Here is a 16,373-nt window from a genome sequence, read left to right on the forward strand (position 1 = left end):
GGGGGAGTGCCCCCTCTTCAGCGCCTGGGGCGCTTCGAGGACGGAGCCCCCGCGAGCGTGAGTGCCTGCGCCGCTGTGGGGTCCGAGCCGCAAATGACGAACTGTGAGGCGCAAAACATGACGCAGTGCCATACTGAAACCATGAAGATTCTGCACACCTCCGACTGGCACCTCGGCCGCACCTTTCACCGCAGCCCTCTCACCGACAAGCACCGACAGTTCATCGACGAACTGCTCGACTACGTTCGGGCCGAAGGCGTTGACGCCCTCCTCATTAGCGGGGACGTCTACGACAGCAGCATCCCCAACGCCGAAAGCACCACCCTGCTCGACCGGGCTCTCACCCGCCTCGTCCAGGTCGGCGTGCAGGTTATCCTCAGCTCCGGCAACCATGATTCCTTCCGCCGCCTCAGCTACGGATCAGCGCTCTTCGAAGCCTCGGGCGTGCACATCCGAACCACTCTCGAGGACGCCACCCGCCCCGTCGAACTCGTCGAGGGGGCCCAACGCGTGCACGTCTACGCCATTCCCTACCTTGCGCCGCGCCTGCACGCCACCGCACTCGGGGTTGAGCCCACTCACCGCGCCGTCCTCGGCGCCGTCACCGATGCCATTCGCGCGGACATCGCCGACCGTCGAGCCCGCGGCGAAGGCGCCGACCGCGTCATCGTCATGAGCCACGCGACTGTCAGCAACACCGCAGGCAACGCCGACACCACGCCCCGCAGCGACTCCGAACGCGACATCAGCGTCGGCGGCATCGACTGGGTACCCGCCTCCCTCTTCGACAGCTTCGACTACGTAGCCCTCGGGCACATTCATAAGCGGTACCCCGTCACCGCGACCATTCGCTACAGCGGCTCACCCCTCGGCTTCTCCTTTAGCGAAGAAGCCAACCGCAACGGCGCCTACCTCATCGAGCTCACACCCGGCGAAGAGCCCGTCATCACCGGGCATGAATGGGCGACCCGCGTTCCCATGAAAACCCTCCGCGGCACCATGGACGATCTGCTCAACAACCCGGAATACACCCCCTACGAGTGCGGCTACTACTGCCGCATCGAGCTCACCGACGAGACCCTTCCCGTCGGCGCGGTCGACACGCTCCGCAAGCGGTACGAAACCATCTCGCACTTCAGCTACCGCAGCACCCGCGAAGCCATCGAAAAACCCGCCGCTCCGCCGCTCAGCCAGAAGATTAACCCCGTGGACCTCTTCGACCAATTCCACCGTTACGTTCGCGAGCGTCCCCTCACCGACCCCGAACGCGCCGTCATCACCGATATCGCCGACCGAGTCACCGCTCAGAAAGACCACGCATGATTCTGCACCGCCTCGAATTTGAAGCCTTCATGGCATACCCCGACCGGCAGATCATCGACTTCGGCGACCTCAACGCTGCCGGAGTCTTCCTGCTCAACGGTCCCACCGGCGCCGGTAAGACCACCATCCTGGACGCTATCTGCTACGCCCTCTACGGCGGCACCACTGGCGACCGCGACCCCGCGCAGCTCTACTCCACCTACGCGGCACGCAGCAACACCCCGCCCCGCGTCTTCCTCGACCTCACCCTGCAGGGCCGCCGCCTGCGCATTAACCGCACCCCCGTGTACAGCCACCCCATCACCCGCGGCAAGCGCGCCGGACAGATGACCGTCAAGGCCGCCACCGCCACCGTGGAGGAGCTGCTTCCCGGAGGCAACCCGGGGGACGATAAGGCCTGGAAGCCCATCGCCTCCCAGGTCAAAGAGGTCAACGCCGTCATCGCGGAGCGTATTCACCTCAACCGCGAACAATTCCTCAAGGTCGTGCTCCTCGCGCAGGGACAGTTCGCGCAATTCCTCAAGTCCAAGCCGGTAGAGCGTAAAGAACTGCTCAAGAAGATGTTCCCCGTAGATCACATCGAGGCCATGTACGCCGAGCTTCTCGAGGAGGCAAAGCAGGCCCGGCAGGACGTTGCCAACGATGAACAGGCCCTCGACGGCTATCTCAATCGTGCCCGGAGTGGTATGGAGGCTCTTCGCGAAAGCCTCGCCCCGCTCACCCCCGAGGGGGAGGCGGCCGAAGCATCCCCCGCCGACGGTGGGCCGGAGACCGCAGAAGCTACGGATACGATTACCCCCGAAACCGTAGCCGCCGAAACCCTTGACGCGTGGCTCGCCTCCGGTGTCGAGGAGGCGCGCACCGCCTCCGCGCGGGACGGCCGGGAACAGTCCCGCCTCGCCAGCGAAGCTGACCGGCACGCCCAGACCCTCAACGAGCGCCTTCAGCTTCGCAAGGACTGGGGCGAGTACGAACAGCTCATCGCGCGCCGTGAACGCCTCGTTGAGGAACGGGAACCGCACGAAGCACGCGTGAAGGAGCTTGCGGATGCCCGCGCCGCCGCCCCGCTCACCGCGCGCTACACCCAGCTGCGCGTTGAGGAACAGGACATCGAGGAACAGCGCGCCCGGCAGGCCGAGTACGCTGGCGCCCTGAAGACCGCCCGCGAGAGCCTGCGCCGTGCCCTGCGCGCGGGAGAGGATCCCGCGGAAGACGCCGCGCCCTACCCCGAGGAGGAGCTCTTCGCCACGCGTACGGCTGAAGAGCCCGCGGAGGCCCGCGGCCGGCATCTCGACGCGACCCTCGCCTCCCTGCGTGCCCTGCACAAGCGCGACGATCAGCTGGCCCAGGAGGAGCGCACTGTCCGACAGACCCAAACCCGGAGCGAGCAGCTGGCCCAGAAAGTCGAAAGCGCCGCCCAGAACCTCGAAACCTTGGGCGCCAGGGCACGGGAAATTCAGGAGAACCTGAAGGCCTACGAGAAGGCCGAGGAAGAGCACGCTCTTGCCCTCCGCGGGGCCGAGGACGCCGAGAAGGCGCACCGCGAAGCCCAGCAGACCCAGCAGAATATTGACGCCGCGCGGCGGGCCGTCACCGAGGCCGAGAAGGAAGCGGAACGAGCCCTCGGCACCCGGCAGAAGGCTCAGGAACGCTGGGAGGAAGCCGCCCGAGCCGCCATCGAGGCGACCGACGCCTTCAGGAGCCTGCAGGCGCAGCGACTGGCCCAGGCGTCCTCCCTACTCGCCCGCGAGCTGGCCGAGGGGGAACCCTGCCCGGTGTGCGGTTCCGCGGAGCATCCCAACCCCGCCCGTGCCCGCGAGGGCGAGAGCCTCGTCGAGCAGACCGATCTGGACGCAGCCAAGACCCGTGAAGACCGCGCCCACGAGGCCTCCCGCACTCGCGAGGAGGAGAAGGAAAAGGCCACCCTCGCGTATCACCGGGCTTCTGAGGCGCTGGCCCGCGTCTGTAGCCAGAGCGAAACCCTCGCGGCCCAGGAACGCACGGATCCCGAGCAGAGCGCCCGGCAGCTGGCCCAGGCCCGCGAACGGGTTCAGCAGACGACGACCCGTCTCGCCGAGCGCGACGCCCTGCGCAAGCGCCAGGCTCAGGCGGAGGCCGAACAGAAGGCCGCCGAAGAGACCCGGAGCACCCTGCACGATGCCCTCACCGAGGCCCAGGCCCTCCACCGCGAAAGCCTCGAACGCCGTGACGCCCTGGCCCGAGAGCTGGAGTCTTCCAGGGCCTGCGTTCCGTTTGCCCAGCGCATTGAGGCACTCGAGAACTACCGCGCCCTCGCCCAGCGCGAGGAACAGGGCTCCCTGCTGCTGAACCGCGCGGCGGAGGAACACGCTAAGCACCTCGTCGAGGTTCAGGGGCTGCTCCAGGAGTCGCCCTTTGCCGATTCCGCCGGGGTCATTGCGGCCGAGCGAACGGAGGCTCAGATTCTGGCCCTCGAGAAGGCCGTGAACGACTACGAGCTGGAGTCCGCCCGCGTGAACGAAAGCCTGGGACGCGAAGCCCTGGTCGAGGTCGCGGCTCGCGTGGCCGCGGGCGAACAGGCCCCGGATGATCAACAGGAACTCAGGGGACGCATCGAGGAACTGCGCCAGCGGGTGCAGCACCTCGTTCGCCGAGAGGGCGAGAGGGAAGGCATCGTGCGTTCCCTGCAGGCCCTGCAGAGCGAGTTTGTCGCCTTCCGCGAACGGACGGCCGAACGCTACGATCGGGCCGAGATGCTGGGGGCCCTCGCCGCCGCGGCCCGAGGCGACACCCTCGGCGGGTACACGCACCAGGTGGACCTGGTGAGCTACGTGCTCGGCGGTGAATTCGAGCGGATCCTGGACGTCGCGGATAAGCACCTGCAGCGCATGAGCGACGGTCGCTACGGTATGAAGCTCAGCGACCACCGCGCTAAGGGAAGCCGTAGCGGCGGTGGCCTGAACCTGAACATCACGGACACCTGGACGGGAGAACCGCGCGACGCCGCGTCCTTGTCCGGCGGTGAGTCCTTCTTGGCCTCCCTGGCTCTGGCCCTGGGACTGGCCGAGGTGGTGCAGTCGAACAACGGCGGAATCGAGCTGGACACCCTCTTCATCGATGAGGGCTTCGGTACGCTCGACTCCGAAACCCTGGATACGGTGATGAACACCATCGAGTCTCTGCGTGAGAACGGTCGCACCATCGGCCTTATTTCGCACGTTGAAGAGATGAAGAACCGTATTCCGACCCAGATTGTGGTGGAAAAGGGACAGCGTGGCTCCTCGGTGAGGGTAAACTCCTATTAGGCATACCCCCGCCCTCGAACGCTGACGCGTCGAGAACCGGCGGAATAATCACGAGAGAGACCATGACCCCAACACCTCAGCGTAGGAATCAGGATTCAGCGCGCCCCGCGGCTCACCCCGAGGACGCGTCACCCACCCCCGGTGCTCACGTACCGGGGGTTCCTCCGCACACTATGAAGGTGACTCCTCCTCCCGAGCTACACGTGCAGCCTACCTCCGGCACGGGGGTTCCCTCCGCTCCGGGCGGTCCCCTCACCGATGTGGTGCGTAACAACGACCACGTGCTGCAGGAGGTGAGGCCCCTCCCTCTGCCCTCGGATGATGAGGTCAATAAGGACGACTCGGTATCGAACATCGTGCGTCAGCATTGGGCGCTGTTTTGGCGAAACGGCCGTGAGCAGCGCAAGTACCTGCGTGATATCTTGCGCGATGAGGGATTTGCGCGTAGCGTCCTGACCGTTCTGTTCCATATTCCCGCGGCATCTTCGGCGTTTGCCCTGTATATTCTGCTGGCGAGCCACCTGGGTAGCGTGCACGACGCCGGTTACGCGGTGGCGGCTTTTGCCGGTGCGTACTCGGTTCAGGTGATGATGGGGCCCATGCTGGTGCGGGCCCTGGGCCTGCAGTTTCTTCTGGGTATCACGTCGGTGTTGAACATCGCGGCGATAGCGAACATGCTGGTCATCGGCTGGCGTCTGACGGTGGATCCGAACAATGTGAGTACCCTTTACCATGCGCTCTCCTGCGTGGCGATGGGCTTTACGACCCCGCCGTGGACTCCGTTCGCTCTTGAATCGTTGTATCGCCGGAATTACCGGTATAGCGACGAGCGGTTGGCGACGGCCGTCTCGTGGGGTACCACCGCGAACCTGTCGATGCACCCGTTAGCGGCCCTGATGATTTGGATTGGCGACGCCTACATTGCGCCTAACCACGAATATTCGGGCTTCTGGATTACTATCGGTCTGGATGTGCTCCTGCTCCTGGTGGTTTTCGTGGCGCCGAAGCTCCTACCGGATGTATCTCGCCTGAAGACGGCGAGCGCGCGGGTGCGCATGACGCGTCCGAGCCTGCAGACTGCGGTGCTGGTGATTGGCCTGGTGCTACTGGGCGGATGCGTGGGCTCCGTGGGCTCGGGTCTGCTAGGCTTCGCGCTGATGCAGGGGTCGATGAACATGTTCATGGCGATGGTGGCCGTCGGAACGGGATCGATGGTTCTGGTGGCTTTCCCCGTGATTTTGGGTGGGCAGTCCATTAACCCGTGGCACGGCTGGCTTTTGAGCGGAATTCTGCTGGTCCTGGCCGCCCTGTACCTGCCAACGAGCGTGGATACGTCAACGATTTTCTATGCATTAGTCCTGTGCGGTGCGACGCTGGGTGTGGCTTTCGCCGGCCATGAGCTGTCGCTGAGCCGCTCGCTGAAGTATATTCCCGACGCACAGGCAAGCTTCTTCACCCGTTCGATGCTGGGCATCGGCATGGCGATGGGATGCATGTGGGGCGGCTACATGGGCGACGCCCCGTACTACCGCAACGCGTTCATGGTGCCGGTGATTGTGGCGACCATGTACTTTGCGCTGGGGCACCTGTACGGTTACCTGTGGCGCGAGGAGCACGAGGAGAAGCTGGCTCCCCTGGACGCCTAATCCTTCGCGTTTCCAGATACGGCGGAAGGCCCCGCCACCTGCGTGCAGGTGGCGGGGCCTTCCGCTTTTTAGTGCCGTGCCGCGTAGCGCCGCGCTGTGCGGGTAGCCGCGAGGGCAGCCGTGCCGCGCGGGCAAACGCTTAGTGGCCGCGCTTAATCCACGCGGGCAGCTCGGGTGCTTCCAGGCCGATGCCGGTGCTGTCGCCGTGGCCGGTAAGGACCGCGGTGGACTCGGGCAGGGTCAGCAGGCGGGTCGAGATCGACTCGATGATGGTGTCGAAGTCGCTGTAGGAGCGTCCGGTTGCGCCGGGGCCGCCGTTGAAGAGGGTGTCGCCGGAGAAGACGACGCCTTCGCTGTTCTCCCAGCTGAGGGTGGGCGCGTAGAAGCACACGGAGCCGGGGGAGTGGCCGGGGGTTGCCAGCACGGTCAGCTCGGTCTCACCGATGCGCAGTACGTCGCCGTCAGCCAGCTCACGGTCGAAGTCCCAGGAGGGATACACCATTTCCCAGAGCACACGGTCTGCGGGGTCCAGGTAGACGGGGGCGCCGAAGCGTTCCGCCGCCTCCTTGGCGCTGCGGATGTGGTCGTCGTGGGCGTGGGTCAGCAGGATCTTCTCCACGGTGCGGCCCGCGACGGTGCGCGAGATCTTGTCCACGTCGTGGGCGGGGTCAATGATGATCACGGAGGAGTCGTTGCCGACGATCCATACGTTGTTGTCGACGTCCCAGCAGCCGCCGTCCAGCGAGAAGGTGCCGGAGGTGACGACTCGTTCAATACGTTCGCTCACGCTACGCTCCTAGAGTTCCACGACCGAGCGCAGCACGCGGCCGGTCTTCATGGTTTCGAATGCCTCGTTGACGTCCTCGAGGCTAATGCGCTCGGAGACGAAGCTGTCCAGATCGAGGCGGCCGAGCAGGTACTGATCCACGAACTCGGGGAAGTCGCGGGAGGGCAGGGTGTCACCGTACCATGCGCTCTTGATGGAGCCGCCGCGGCCGAAGACCTCGTCCAGCGGGATGTTCCAGGTGGTGCCGGGTGCGGGCACACCGACGAGGACGACGCGGCCAGCCAGGTCGCGTGCCTCGAAGGCCTGCTTGAAGGTGGGGGCGATGCCGACGGCATCGATGACGAGGTCGGCGCCGAAACCGCCGGTGAGCTCCTTGATGGCCTCGACGGGGTCAACCTTGGAGGAGTTCACGGTGTGGGTTGCGCCGTGCTCGCGGGCACGAGCCAGCTTCTCTTCGTCAATGTCCACGGCGATGATGGTGGTAGCGCCACCCAGCTGTGCACCGGCGATAGCCGCGGTGCCGACGCCGCCGCAGCCGATGACTGCGACGGACTCGCCGCGCTTGAGTTCACCGGTGTTCAGAACAGCGCCCAGACCTGCGGTGACGCCGCAGCCGAGCAGGCCGATTGCTGCGTACTGTTCGGGGCTGATGTCAGCGGTGATCTTGGTGCACTGACCTGCTGCGACGAGGGTCTTCTCAGCGAAGGAGCCGATACCCAGTGCGGGGGTGAGCTCGGTGCCGTCCTCGAGAGTCATCTTCTGGGTTGCGTTGTGGGTTGCGAAGCAGTACTGCGGCTGGCCCTTGCGGCATGCGCGGCATTCGCCGCAGACTGCACGCCAGTTGAGGATGACCAGGTCGCCGGGGGCGATGTCGGTGACGTCATCGCCGACAGCCTCAACGATACCTGCGGACTCGTGGCCGAGCAGGTAGGGGAAGTCCTGGCCGACGCCGCCGGTGACGTAGTGGTGGTCGGTCTGGCAGACACCGCAGGTGAGGACCTTGACGAGTGCTTCGCCCTTGCCGGGGTCGGGTACGTTGATGGTGGTGACGGTGACGGGCGCGTCCTGGGCGAGGGCTACGACAGCCTTAACCTTGTGCATGGTGCTCCTTTGCTGAGGCGCGGCTGAGGTTCAACCGCAGATAAAGGTTTTTTGATACGTTCCCATTCTACGAGCAACGGCGCACCTGACGCACGATAAAGCTGATAGTGAAGCACCCCCACGAATTTGACGTTTTATGACGTTGCCGCTTATTCCGCCCAGAACCCGCCTAGAACCCGCGTAGCCTGCGGCTACTTACTCTGCCGCCTCCACGTCAGCAGCGAAGGCGAGCGCACCGCGTCGGAATGCGCCCGAGGTCAGTGCGTTCACGTGGTCGCGGCCGGGCAGGGAGATGAAGCGGTTAAGCGGATTGTTGCCGCGCACCATGTCGTAGAGTTCCGCCCCGTCGGCGGCGATGGTGTCCGCGTCGCCGAGCACGACCGCAATGGGTGCGTGCGGATGCGCGCCCGGGTGGCCCGCAGGCAGGTCGGGGGAGCCAGCGCGCAGGGCGGGCACGTCGAAGAACGGGCCGAAGGGAATCCGCACGAACTTCAGCAGCGCGTCGGGCTGAATGGGGGAGTTGTCAATAATCGAGGTGAAGGAGGCAATCGCCTCGTCGGTGGAGTCTGCCGCCGGGGTTTCACTATCCGCCGTGACGCTGGTACCCTCGTGCGCCTCGAGCATGGCGCGCAGGGTAATGAGGTGGTCGTGTAGGGGCAGGCCGCCCAGGGTGAGGGATGCGACCGCCTCCGGGTGGGTGAGGGCGAGTTCCCAGCCGACGCGGGCGCCGAAGGAGAAACCGATAACGTGCGCGCGGGGCTCCAGTTCAACGCCGAGGTCGTTCTCAGTGGCGACGGTGCGCAGCAGTTGGGCGAGCAGGTTGGTGAACAGGTGCATGGGGGTCAGCGGCTGACCTGCCGCATCGACAGGGGGCACCGAATCGAACGGAATTGTGCGGCTGCGTACGCTCGTGTTGTTGGGGAGCTTGCAGTCGATGGCGTGCATGGATTCGGGGTCTTTGAGGTATTCGTCTGAGTGGTAGGGCAGGGTAACGATCAGCACGGGGTATCCGGCGCGCAGGTATTGGCGGATCCAGCTGGTGCCGCCGTAGAGCTGTTCGCCGCGGGTGGCGAAGCCGTGAATCATGAGGGCGGGGACGCGGCTTTTGAGTTGCTGCGGCTGGTAGAGGGTGTACTCGAGGTCGGGCAGGGTAGTGCCGGGTACAACAGCATTGGGTACGGCAAAGGGCGCGGGAGAGAATTCTGCACTGGTCATAGTTCTATCTTAGTGACCGGGGTTTCTGTCCTGCGCCCTTTTCTGTCTCGCGCCCTTGATACTTTGAGGTGGTACGCGCTCAGCTGAGCTGCCGCTTAGTTCTTCTTTGCCGCGCCGTTCGGATTGTCGGCACTCGGGTCGAAGAGCGCATCCTGCTGAGAGTCAACCTTCGCGCGTGCATCCGCCTTCGCCGCGGTTGCCTCAGAAGCCTGAGTTTCGGCGGCATCGGCCTTCACCTGCTTCTGTTGCAGCTGCTCCTTACCGTTTTCGATGCGTTCCTTACCGTCGGCAATGAGCGTGCGAATCATGGTGGTGTTGGTGTCCACTGCCTTCTGCACGCGAGTCGCGATGGAGGGGCCCTTCGGCTTGGGGAGCATGCCCTGGCCTGCCGCCTGCTGCTGCAGCTCGCGTCCGGCAGACATGAGGCGTTCCTGGCGTGCCTTCAGCGCGCGCGAGGCGGATGTGCTGCGCGGCTGCACCTTCAGGTGGCCGTGGTCGTCGTCGCCGGCAATAATTTGGCGCATGAGCATAATTTCCGCGTCCAGGTGCGCGCCGAAGAGCAGCATGTTGTTCATAATCCAGATGAACAGCAGCATCACGATCACACCACCAATCAGGCCGTAGGTGGCGTTGTACTTGCTGAAGTTGTTGGCGTAGAGGGTGAAGCCGAAACCGCCCAGGCCCATGCCGAAGAGGGCGAGCGCCGCACCGGGGGAGAGCTTCCACTGTTTGAAGCGGCGCACGTTCGGGGTTGCGGCGTACAGCAGGGTGATGAGCCCGATTGCCATGAACAGGATGAGGACCCAGCGACCGTTGAGCCAGATGAGCTTGATGAGCTCCATATCCACGGTTTCGGGTACATACCGACCGACCATGTCCAGGACGGTTACACCCAGCAGCATCATGAGCATCATGAGTACCACGAGGATGATAATCACGGTGGTGACGAAGACGTTCAGCGGCTTGAGAATCCAGCCGGGGCGGCCTTCACGCACGTTGTAGACCGTGTTGAGAGCTCGGCCGAAGGATCCGGTGTACCCGGAGGCGGACCAGAGCGCACTGAGGATACCGGTTAGCAGCACCAGGCCTGCGCCGTGGTCGCCGGTAATCTGCTTGATGGGGTCTTCCATAATGGCGTACATCTGGGCGGGCGCGTTGTCCTTGAGGAAGGCGAGGATGACGGCGGCGCTTTCCTCACCGTGACCGAATACGCCCAGTAGGGAGACGATCGCCAGCAGGGCGGGGAAGATGGACAGCACGGTGAAGTAGGTGAGTGCTGCCGCCATGTCGGTGCCGCCGTTTGCGCCGAATTTGTAGATGGCACGGCGCAGAATGTAGAGAATGCTGCCCTTGGGGAAGTCGCGCAGTTTCACGCTTGCGTACTTGGGGGCTGCGGGCTTCTTCTTACGGGAGAAGAGTCCGCGTCGAGCTCCGGCGGGTACCTGGGTTGAGGAGGTGTCCGTGGAAGAGCCGGTGTGTGCAGCCAATGGGGCTCCTTGAATGAGTGGGATGTACACAGTGGTGCGCCTATGAGCTTCAGCGTGTGGTCGCACAGAAGGGGCGAGGAGAACAATGAGCTGTCCTTCCCGCCCCTGCGGTGACATTATAGGGTTTTCTAACCCTCCCGTATTTTTCTGTGAGTGCAGATAGCTGACCTGTTGGTCAGTTAGAGAGGGTAACAGCCCCGAAAAAGCCTCAAAAAAGGCTTGTCAGCTTGGGTTTAAAGCTACCTGCTGAGCCTAACTGAAAACTAGTTGTGAATACCCAGAACCTTAGCGGTGTGACCCATCAGCTCGTCAGCCAGCTGCGGGTTGTCGTTGAGCTTCACACCGTAGCCGGGGATGAGTTCCTTCAGGCGGGGCTCCCAACCGGCAATCTTGGAGGGGAAGCACTTGGACAGCAGGTTCAGCATAATCGGAGCCGCGGTGGAGGCACCCGGGGATGCGCCCAGCAGCGCAGCAATCGAACCGTCGGCGGCGGAGACAACCTCGGTACCGAACTGCAGGATGCCGCCCTTCTTTGCGTCCTTCTTCATGATCTGAACGCGCTGACCGGCCTCGATGAGCTCCCACTCGCCGCCGTCAGCCTCGGGGTAGTACTGGTACAGAGATTCGAGGCGGGCTTCCTTGTTCTTGAGTAGCTCGGAGACGAGGTACTTGACCAGGTCCAGGTTGTCCAGGCCCGCGCGGCTCATCGGGTAGATGTTGTTCAGACGCAGGGACAGGGGCAGGTCCAGCAGCGAACCCTGCTTGAGGAAGTTCGTTTTGAAACCCGCGTAGGGGCCGAACATGAGGGCGCGCTTGCCGTCCACGTAGCGGGTATCCAGGTGAGGCACGGACATCGGGGGAGCACCCACGGATGCCTGGCCGTAGACCTTTGCGTTGTGCTTCTGTGCGGTAGCCTCGTGGGTGTTGCGCAGGAACAGGCCCGAGACGGGGAAGCCGCCGTAGCCCTTACCTTCCTTGATGCCGGACTTCTGCAGCAGGTGCAGGGCACCGCCACCGGCGCCGAGGAACACGAACTTCGCGTTGATGGTCAGCGGCTCTTCCTTGTTGATGCGGTTAATCGCGTCAACGGTCCAGGAGCCGTTGGACTCGCGGTTCAGGTTGGTGACCTGGTAGCCGTAGCGAACCTCGACACCCTTGGACTGCAGGTAGTCAATCATGTGCTGGGTGAGCGCACCGAAGTCGACGTCGGTACCCTCGGGGGCCCAGGTGGCGGCGATGGGTTCGTTGCCCTTGCGGCCGTTCACGGTCAGCGGTGCCCACTCGGCAATCTTCTCGCGCTCGGTGGAGAACTCCATGCGCTCGAAGAGCTTCTCCTTGCGGAAGGCGTCGAAACGTGCGGCCAGGTACTTGGAGTGATCCTCGCCGAAGACCAGGGACATGTGCGGAACCGGGTTGATGAAGTCGGTGTTCGGCAGAATCTTTTCTTCAACCAGGGAGGCCCAGAACTGGCGGGAAATCTGGAACTGCTCGTTGATGTTCAACGCCTTGGCGGTGGAGACGGTGCCGTCGGGGCCGGCGGGGGCGTAGTTGAGCTCGCACAGTGCCGAGTGGCCGGTACCGGCGTTGTTCCAGGGGTTGGTGGACTCCTGGGCGGCCTTGTCGAGGCGCTCAAGCAGGATGATGTTCCAGGTCGGCTCGAGTTCCTTGAGGAACACGCCGAGGGTGGCGCTCATGATGCCGCCGCCCACCAGGACGACGTCGGTTCGTTCAGTACGTGCTACCACTGAATTCTCCCTAGGGTGTGGGTGCCCGGCGTCGGGCACAACAAATAATTGTGGGGTATATCATCTAGCCTACTATCTTTTGAAGGGTGAGTTGTAGCTAGAATCCACAAAATATTGGAGAGTGGTACACCTCATAAGTAAGGTTTTCTTAGGGTAGAAAAAACCTTAGCTGTCGTTGCCCGGTAGCCTCCGTCCCCCGCGGAGGCGCGGGCCGCCGCACGTGCCGAAGAACGTGCCGCCGCACGTTCTGCCGGCCTCGCGGGGCATCCGGCTACGATAGGCGCAGCTTGCTGAAGAACTCGATGGCGTTCTGCTCCGTCTGGTAGCCCTGCACGGAGCGGCTCACCGCAACCTTCGAGGTCACGTTCAGCAGGGGAACCGCCGGCATGAACTGGCCGAGCTGGGTAACCACCTGCGCGTACAGCTCACGCTGCGCATCCACAGACTCGGCCGAGTCCGCGGCGCGGATGCTCTCCATAATCTGCAGGAAGCTCGGGGATTCCTCCACGGGAACGACCGTGGCCGAAGGCGTGGGGGTGGGGGAGGGCGAAGCGGAGGCGGATTCCTCCGGGCTCGCCGGATCCGGCGAGAAGTTCGGCTGCGGACTCGGCGTCGCCTGAATCCGAATATTTGAATCCGCACCGTTTGAAGAGGGTAGCTCGACAGTCTTCGCCGTCACCCCGGTCGTCATGCTCTCGGGTGCCGCGGCGACGATTGAGCGCACCTGCTGCTCGGCAATCATCGGGGCCAACGCCGGACCGAAGAACGCATACGGGTCGCGGTACATGCCATAGAAGCCTGCCAGCGCAATGCCGCGCGTCGAGGACGGCTCGTTCACCTTCGCGTGGTACTCCTCCCAGGTGAGCGGCACCGGCACAATGTTGAGGCCCACCTCGATGAGGGAAGCCACCATCTCGGAATACACCTTCTGCGGGGTATCCATCCAGGGCAGGGAAACATCCGCGGGGTAGTAGCACTCAATCACCTGGTTGTTGTACCCGGCCGTGGCCAGTAGCGAACGGGAAAGGTCCTGATTGCGGTCGGTGTGCTCCTTCGCGTGGTCTGCCTGAATACGGAACGACGGGGAGACAAGAGTCTGCGCGTCAGAGGTGCCCTGCGGGTAGTACTGGTGGAGTGCCCCGCGGTCAACGGCGTGGGAGATGGCGCGGCGCACCGAAATATTCTTGAGCACGGGGTGCGCCGTATTCAGGTGCAGGTACACGAGCGAGAACGGGTCGCGGCCCGGGGTCTGGTAACCGTCACGAGCCAGCTGGCCCAGATCGGAGGAATTCACCTGATCGCACGCATCGATCATTCCCTCGACCAGCGCGAAGTAGCGCTTATCGGAGGAGGTCAGGGTCGAAATCTGAATCTCATCAAGCTGCGGGCGTGCACCGTCAAAGTGCTCGTTCGGAAGCAGGCGCACGGTGCCCTTCTCGGAGGACTCGATGCGGAAGGCTCCGGTGCCCACCGGAACACTGGTGAGCTTCTGGTCGCTACCAAAGAGCGCGGGGTCGATAATGCCGAAGGCCTGCTGAGTCAGGATGCATCCGAAGGCCAGCGAGGGGCGCGAGAGGGTCACCACGACCGCGCCGTCCTGCTCTTTGACGGAGGTCACCAGCGGGGTGAAGGAGATGGGCTTCGGCTCAGGCTTCGTTGCCTCCGTCTTCGCGGTCGCCCCCTTCTGAGAATCGGAGGAATTGGGATCCGCAGACGGGGATGCGCTGCTCTGGGCATCCGCGGTTGCGGAGACGCTCGCTCCCGCGGTCGGGGAGACGAGCGCGGACGGGGTGGCGGAGGCATCTGCCGAGGCATCCTTCTGCGCGGGCTGCTCCGGCACACCAAAACCCCACGCGTACAGGGGCTGTGCCGGAACCACCAGCGCGGCGGTAGACTCGCCCGTTGCCAGGGCCTGCCAACGCTGGAAATTCTGCACCACCGCTGCGGCCGTCAGGGCCGTACCGTTGCTGAAATGCACGTTGTCACGCAGAACAAACGTATGGGTCAGGCGGTCGTCTGAAACCTTCCACTCGCGGCAGAGCGAATCGGTCGTATCGGGGGAGCCCGTGTAGTGGTCTGCCGTGAGCAGAGTCTGCAGAACCTGCGCCGTCACCTGATAGGTGCTTGCCACTGGGGAGAGCGCGGGGTCCAGCTGAACGGGGGCGGCACCCTGCGCGAAACGAAAAATACGGCCCGCTGAAGCCGCCGAGGAACCCGATGCGGGGTTGGAGGAGCCGGTCGAAGCGCACGCGGTTAGGGCCGTTCCCGCGCTCAACAGGGCGCCAAAACGCAGAACGTCGCGGCGGCTCAGGCCGCGTGAACCGGCGGTTGCCCGGAGCAGCTCAGCGTTTTTGCGGGCCGAAGAGGCACGATGATCATTCAGCACGGGAGGTCCTCTTTTCCATAGCGGATGCTTGTATTCAGAATACCGGTTCGAGTCGCGCTCGGGCACTCGTTCTGCCGCAATCTGCGAGAGCGGGGCCGTGGGAGGCGGAGCACGGATAGAACAAACCCGCCGCCACGGTAGCCGTGACGGCGGGTTCACTGTGAATGTGTGTGCGCGAGGGGGGACTTGAACCCCCACGCCGTAAGGCACAGGAACCTAAATCCTGCGTGTCTGCCAATTTCACCACTCGCGCGCGGACCTCACCCCGAAGGGATGCGTCAGAGGTCCAAGACCCAAGTCTACACTAGAGGCTCCTCTAGACGCGAAATCGGCGGTGTATCGTTCCGCCACCGCTTCCCGACCATCGGCCTGAGCGGTGCCCCGGCCCTACTTCGGGTCGATGCCCAGGTCGCGACGCAGCTTTGCCACATGGCCGGTCGCGCGCACATTGTACTGGGCCACAGAAATAACGCCCTGCTCGTCAATCACGAAGGTCGAACGAATCAAGCCCTCGTACACGCGGCCGTAATTCTTCTTCTCACCCCACGCACCGTAGGCCTCAGCTACCGTGTGATCGGCATCGGAAAGCAACGGGAACGACAGCGACTCCTTCTCCGCAAAACGGGCAATAGCCGACGGCGAATCGGGGGAGACGCCCAGAACCACGTAGCCCAGAGACTTCAGCGAGGCCAGGTTATCCCGAAAGTCGCAGGCCTCCTTCGTGCATCCGGGGGTCGAAGCCTTCGGGTAGAAGTACAGAATGACCTTGCTACCCGTGTAATCGCTCAGGCTGTGCTCCGCGCCCGATGCGTCGGGGAGGGTGAAAGCGGGGGCCGGGGTGCCCGGCTCAAGACGGATGCTCATGATGCTCCTCAAAGTTCATTGCGTGTGGCGGGTGTGCCCGCCCCAATACTTCACCCCAGTCTAAAGCGTCCCTGTCTCGGGATGCACCCCGCTCGGGGAAACGGTTCCGGAGAGTCTCATGCCCCCGCACCATATAATGTGTTGAGAGTCACCATGTATCGAGTTGCGCAAAAAATTGGAAGTGCGTATAGTATTTTCTTGTTGCAAGGGAAACCTGCAAAAACAGAATAAGCGCCTCTAGCTCAATTGGCAGAGCAATTGACTCTTAATCAATGGGTTCTGGGTTCGAGTCCCAGGGGGCGCACATCAAGAAAGATCCCGCTGATTCTTCGGAATTGGCGGGATTTTTGCGTTCCCCGAATAAATACAGTTTTTGGGCTTGAAGAGCTTGTGTTCGGCTTTGTTTCTGATGGTGCGCGCCGCATGTTTCCTCCGCGCCTACGCAGGGGCACCCGTCACCCGGACGCTCCGCTCCTCCTTGCTTCGCTGCGGAGAGCGTCCGGGCTGACACCCTGAGGGCGCTTCCGGAAAACAC

The 16,373-nt window shown here is 63.7% G+C and carries 10 protein-coding genes and 2 tRNA genes; 4 read left to right on the forward strand and 8 right to left on the reverse strand.

Going from position 1 to position 16,373, the window contains the following annotated elements; all coding sequences use genetic code 11:
• Positions 1–117 precede the first annotated feature (117 nt).
• The 3 genes from HMPREF2674_RS06475 (at position 118) to HMPREF2674_RS06485 (ending at position 6,253) form a co-directional block, all read left to right on the forward strand.
• A complete protein-coding gene (locus HMPREF2674_RS06475) occupies positions 118–1,323 on the forward strand; it encodes an exonuclease SbcCD subunit D (RefSeq protein ID WP_246826190.1) in 1,206 nt (401 codons plus the stop codon).
• Positions 1,320–4,607, forward strand: a complete 3,288-nt coding sequence (locus tag HMPREF2674_RS06480; protein ID WP_070825182.1) for an AAA family ATPase — start codon at positions 1,320–1,322, stop codon at positions 4,605–4,607. Before HMPREF2674_RS06475 ends, HMPREF2674_RS06480 begins: the two co-directional genes overlap by 4 nt.
• 173 nt (positions 4,608–4,780) lie before the next feature.
• Positions 4,781–6,253: an MFS transporter gene (locus tag HMPREF2674_RS06485; RefSeq protein WP_070825183.1), complete on the forward strand. Its 1,473-nt coding sequence runs from the start codon at positions 4,781–4,783 to the stop codon at positions 6,251–6,253.
• Positions 6,254–6,392: 139 nt separating this feature from the next.
• Here the strand turns inward: HMPREF2674_RS06485 and HMPREF2674_RS06490 are convergent, their stop codons facing one another.
• The 8 genes from HMPREF2674_RS06490 to bcp form a co-directional block, all read right to left on the reverse strand.
• A complete protein-coding gene (locus HMPREF2674_RS06490) occupies positions 6,393–7,040 on the reverse strand; it encodes an MBL fold metallo-hydrolase (RefSeq protein ID WP_049343443.1) in 648 nt (215 codons plus the stop codon).
• 9 nt (positions 7,041–7,049) lie between these two features.
• Positions 7,050–8,141, reverse strand: a complete 1,092-nt coding sequence (locus HMPREF2674_RS06495; RefSeq protein ID WP_049343444.1) for an S-(hydroxymethyl)mycothiol dehydrogenase — start codon at positions 8,139–8,141, stop codon at positions 7,050–7,052.
• A gap of 195 nt (positions 8,142–8,336) precedes the next feature.
• On the reverse strand, positions 8,337–9,356 hold the full coding sequence (locus HMPREF2674_RS06500) for an alpha/beta fold hydrolase (RefSeq protein WP_049343445.1): 1,020 nt from the start codon (positions 9,354–9,356) through the stop codon (positions 8,337–8,339).
• A gap of 95 nt (positions 9,357–9,451) precedes the next feature.
• Positions 9,452–10,843, reverse strand: a complete 1,392-nt coding sequence (locus tag HMPREF2674_RS06505) for a YihY/virulence factor BrkB family protein (protein WP_070825184.1) — start codon at positions 10,841–10,843, stop codon at positions 9,452–9,454.
• A 263-nt stretch (positions 10,844–11,106) separates the two neighbouring features.
• A complete protein-coding gene (locus HMPREF2674_RS06510; protein WP_070825186.1) occupies positions 11,107–12,588 on the reverse strand; it encodes a malate:quinone oxidoreductase in 1,482 nt (493 codons plus the stop codon).
• 271 nt (positions 12,589–12,859) lie between these two features.
• Entirely contained in the window at positions 12,860–14,974 is a 2,115-nt protein-coding gene (locus HMPREF2674_RS06515; RefSeq protein WP_084824442.1) for an ABC transporter substrate-binding protein, read from the reverse strand.
• Positions 14,975–15,145: 171 nt separating this feature from the next.
• A tRNA-Leu gene (locus HMPREF2674_RS06520) sits at positions 15,146–15,227 on the reverse strand.
• 134 nt (positions 15,228–15,361) lie between these two features.
• Entirely contained in the window at positions 15,362–15,838 is a 477-nt protein-coding gene (gene bcp / locus HMPREF2674_RS06525; RefSeq protein WP_049333233.1) for a thioredoxin-dependent thiol peroxidase, read from the reverse strand.
• A 231-nt stretch (positions 15,839–16,069) separates the two neighbouring features.
• Between bcp and HMPREF2674_RS06530 the strand changes: the two genes are divergently transcribed.
• Positions 16,070–16,142, forward strand: a tRNA-Lys gene (locus tag HMPREF2674_RS06530).
• Positions 16,143–16,373: the final 231 nt, after the last annotated feature.

It is taken from the genome of Rothia sp. HMSC062F03, assembly GCF_001836905.1.
GTDB classification, from domain to species: Bacteria; Actinomycetota; Actinomycetes; order Actinomycetales; family Micrococcaceae; genus Rothia; species Rothia mucilaginosa_A.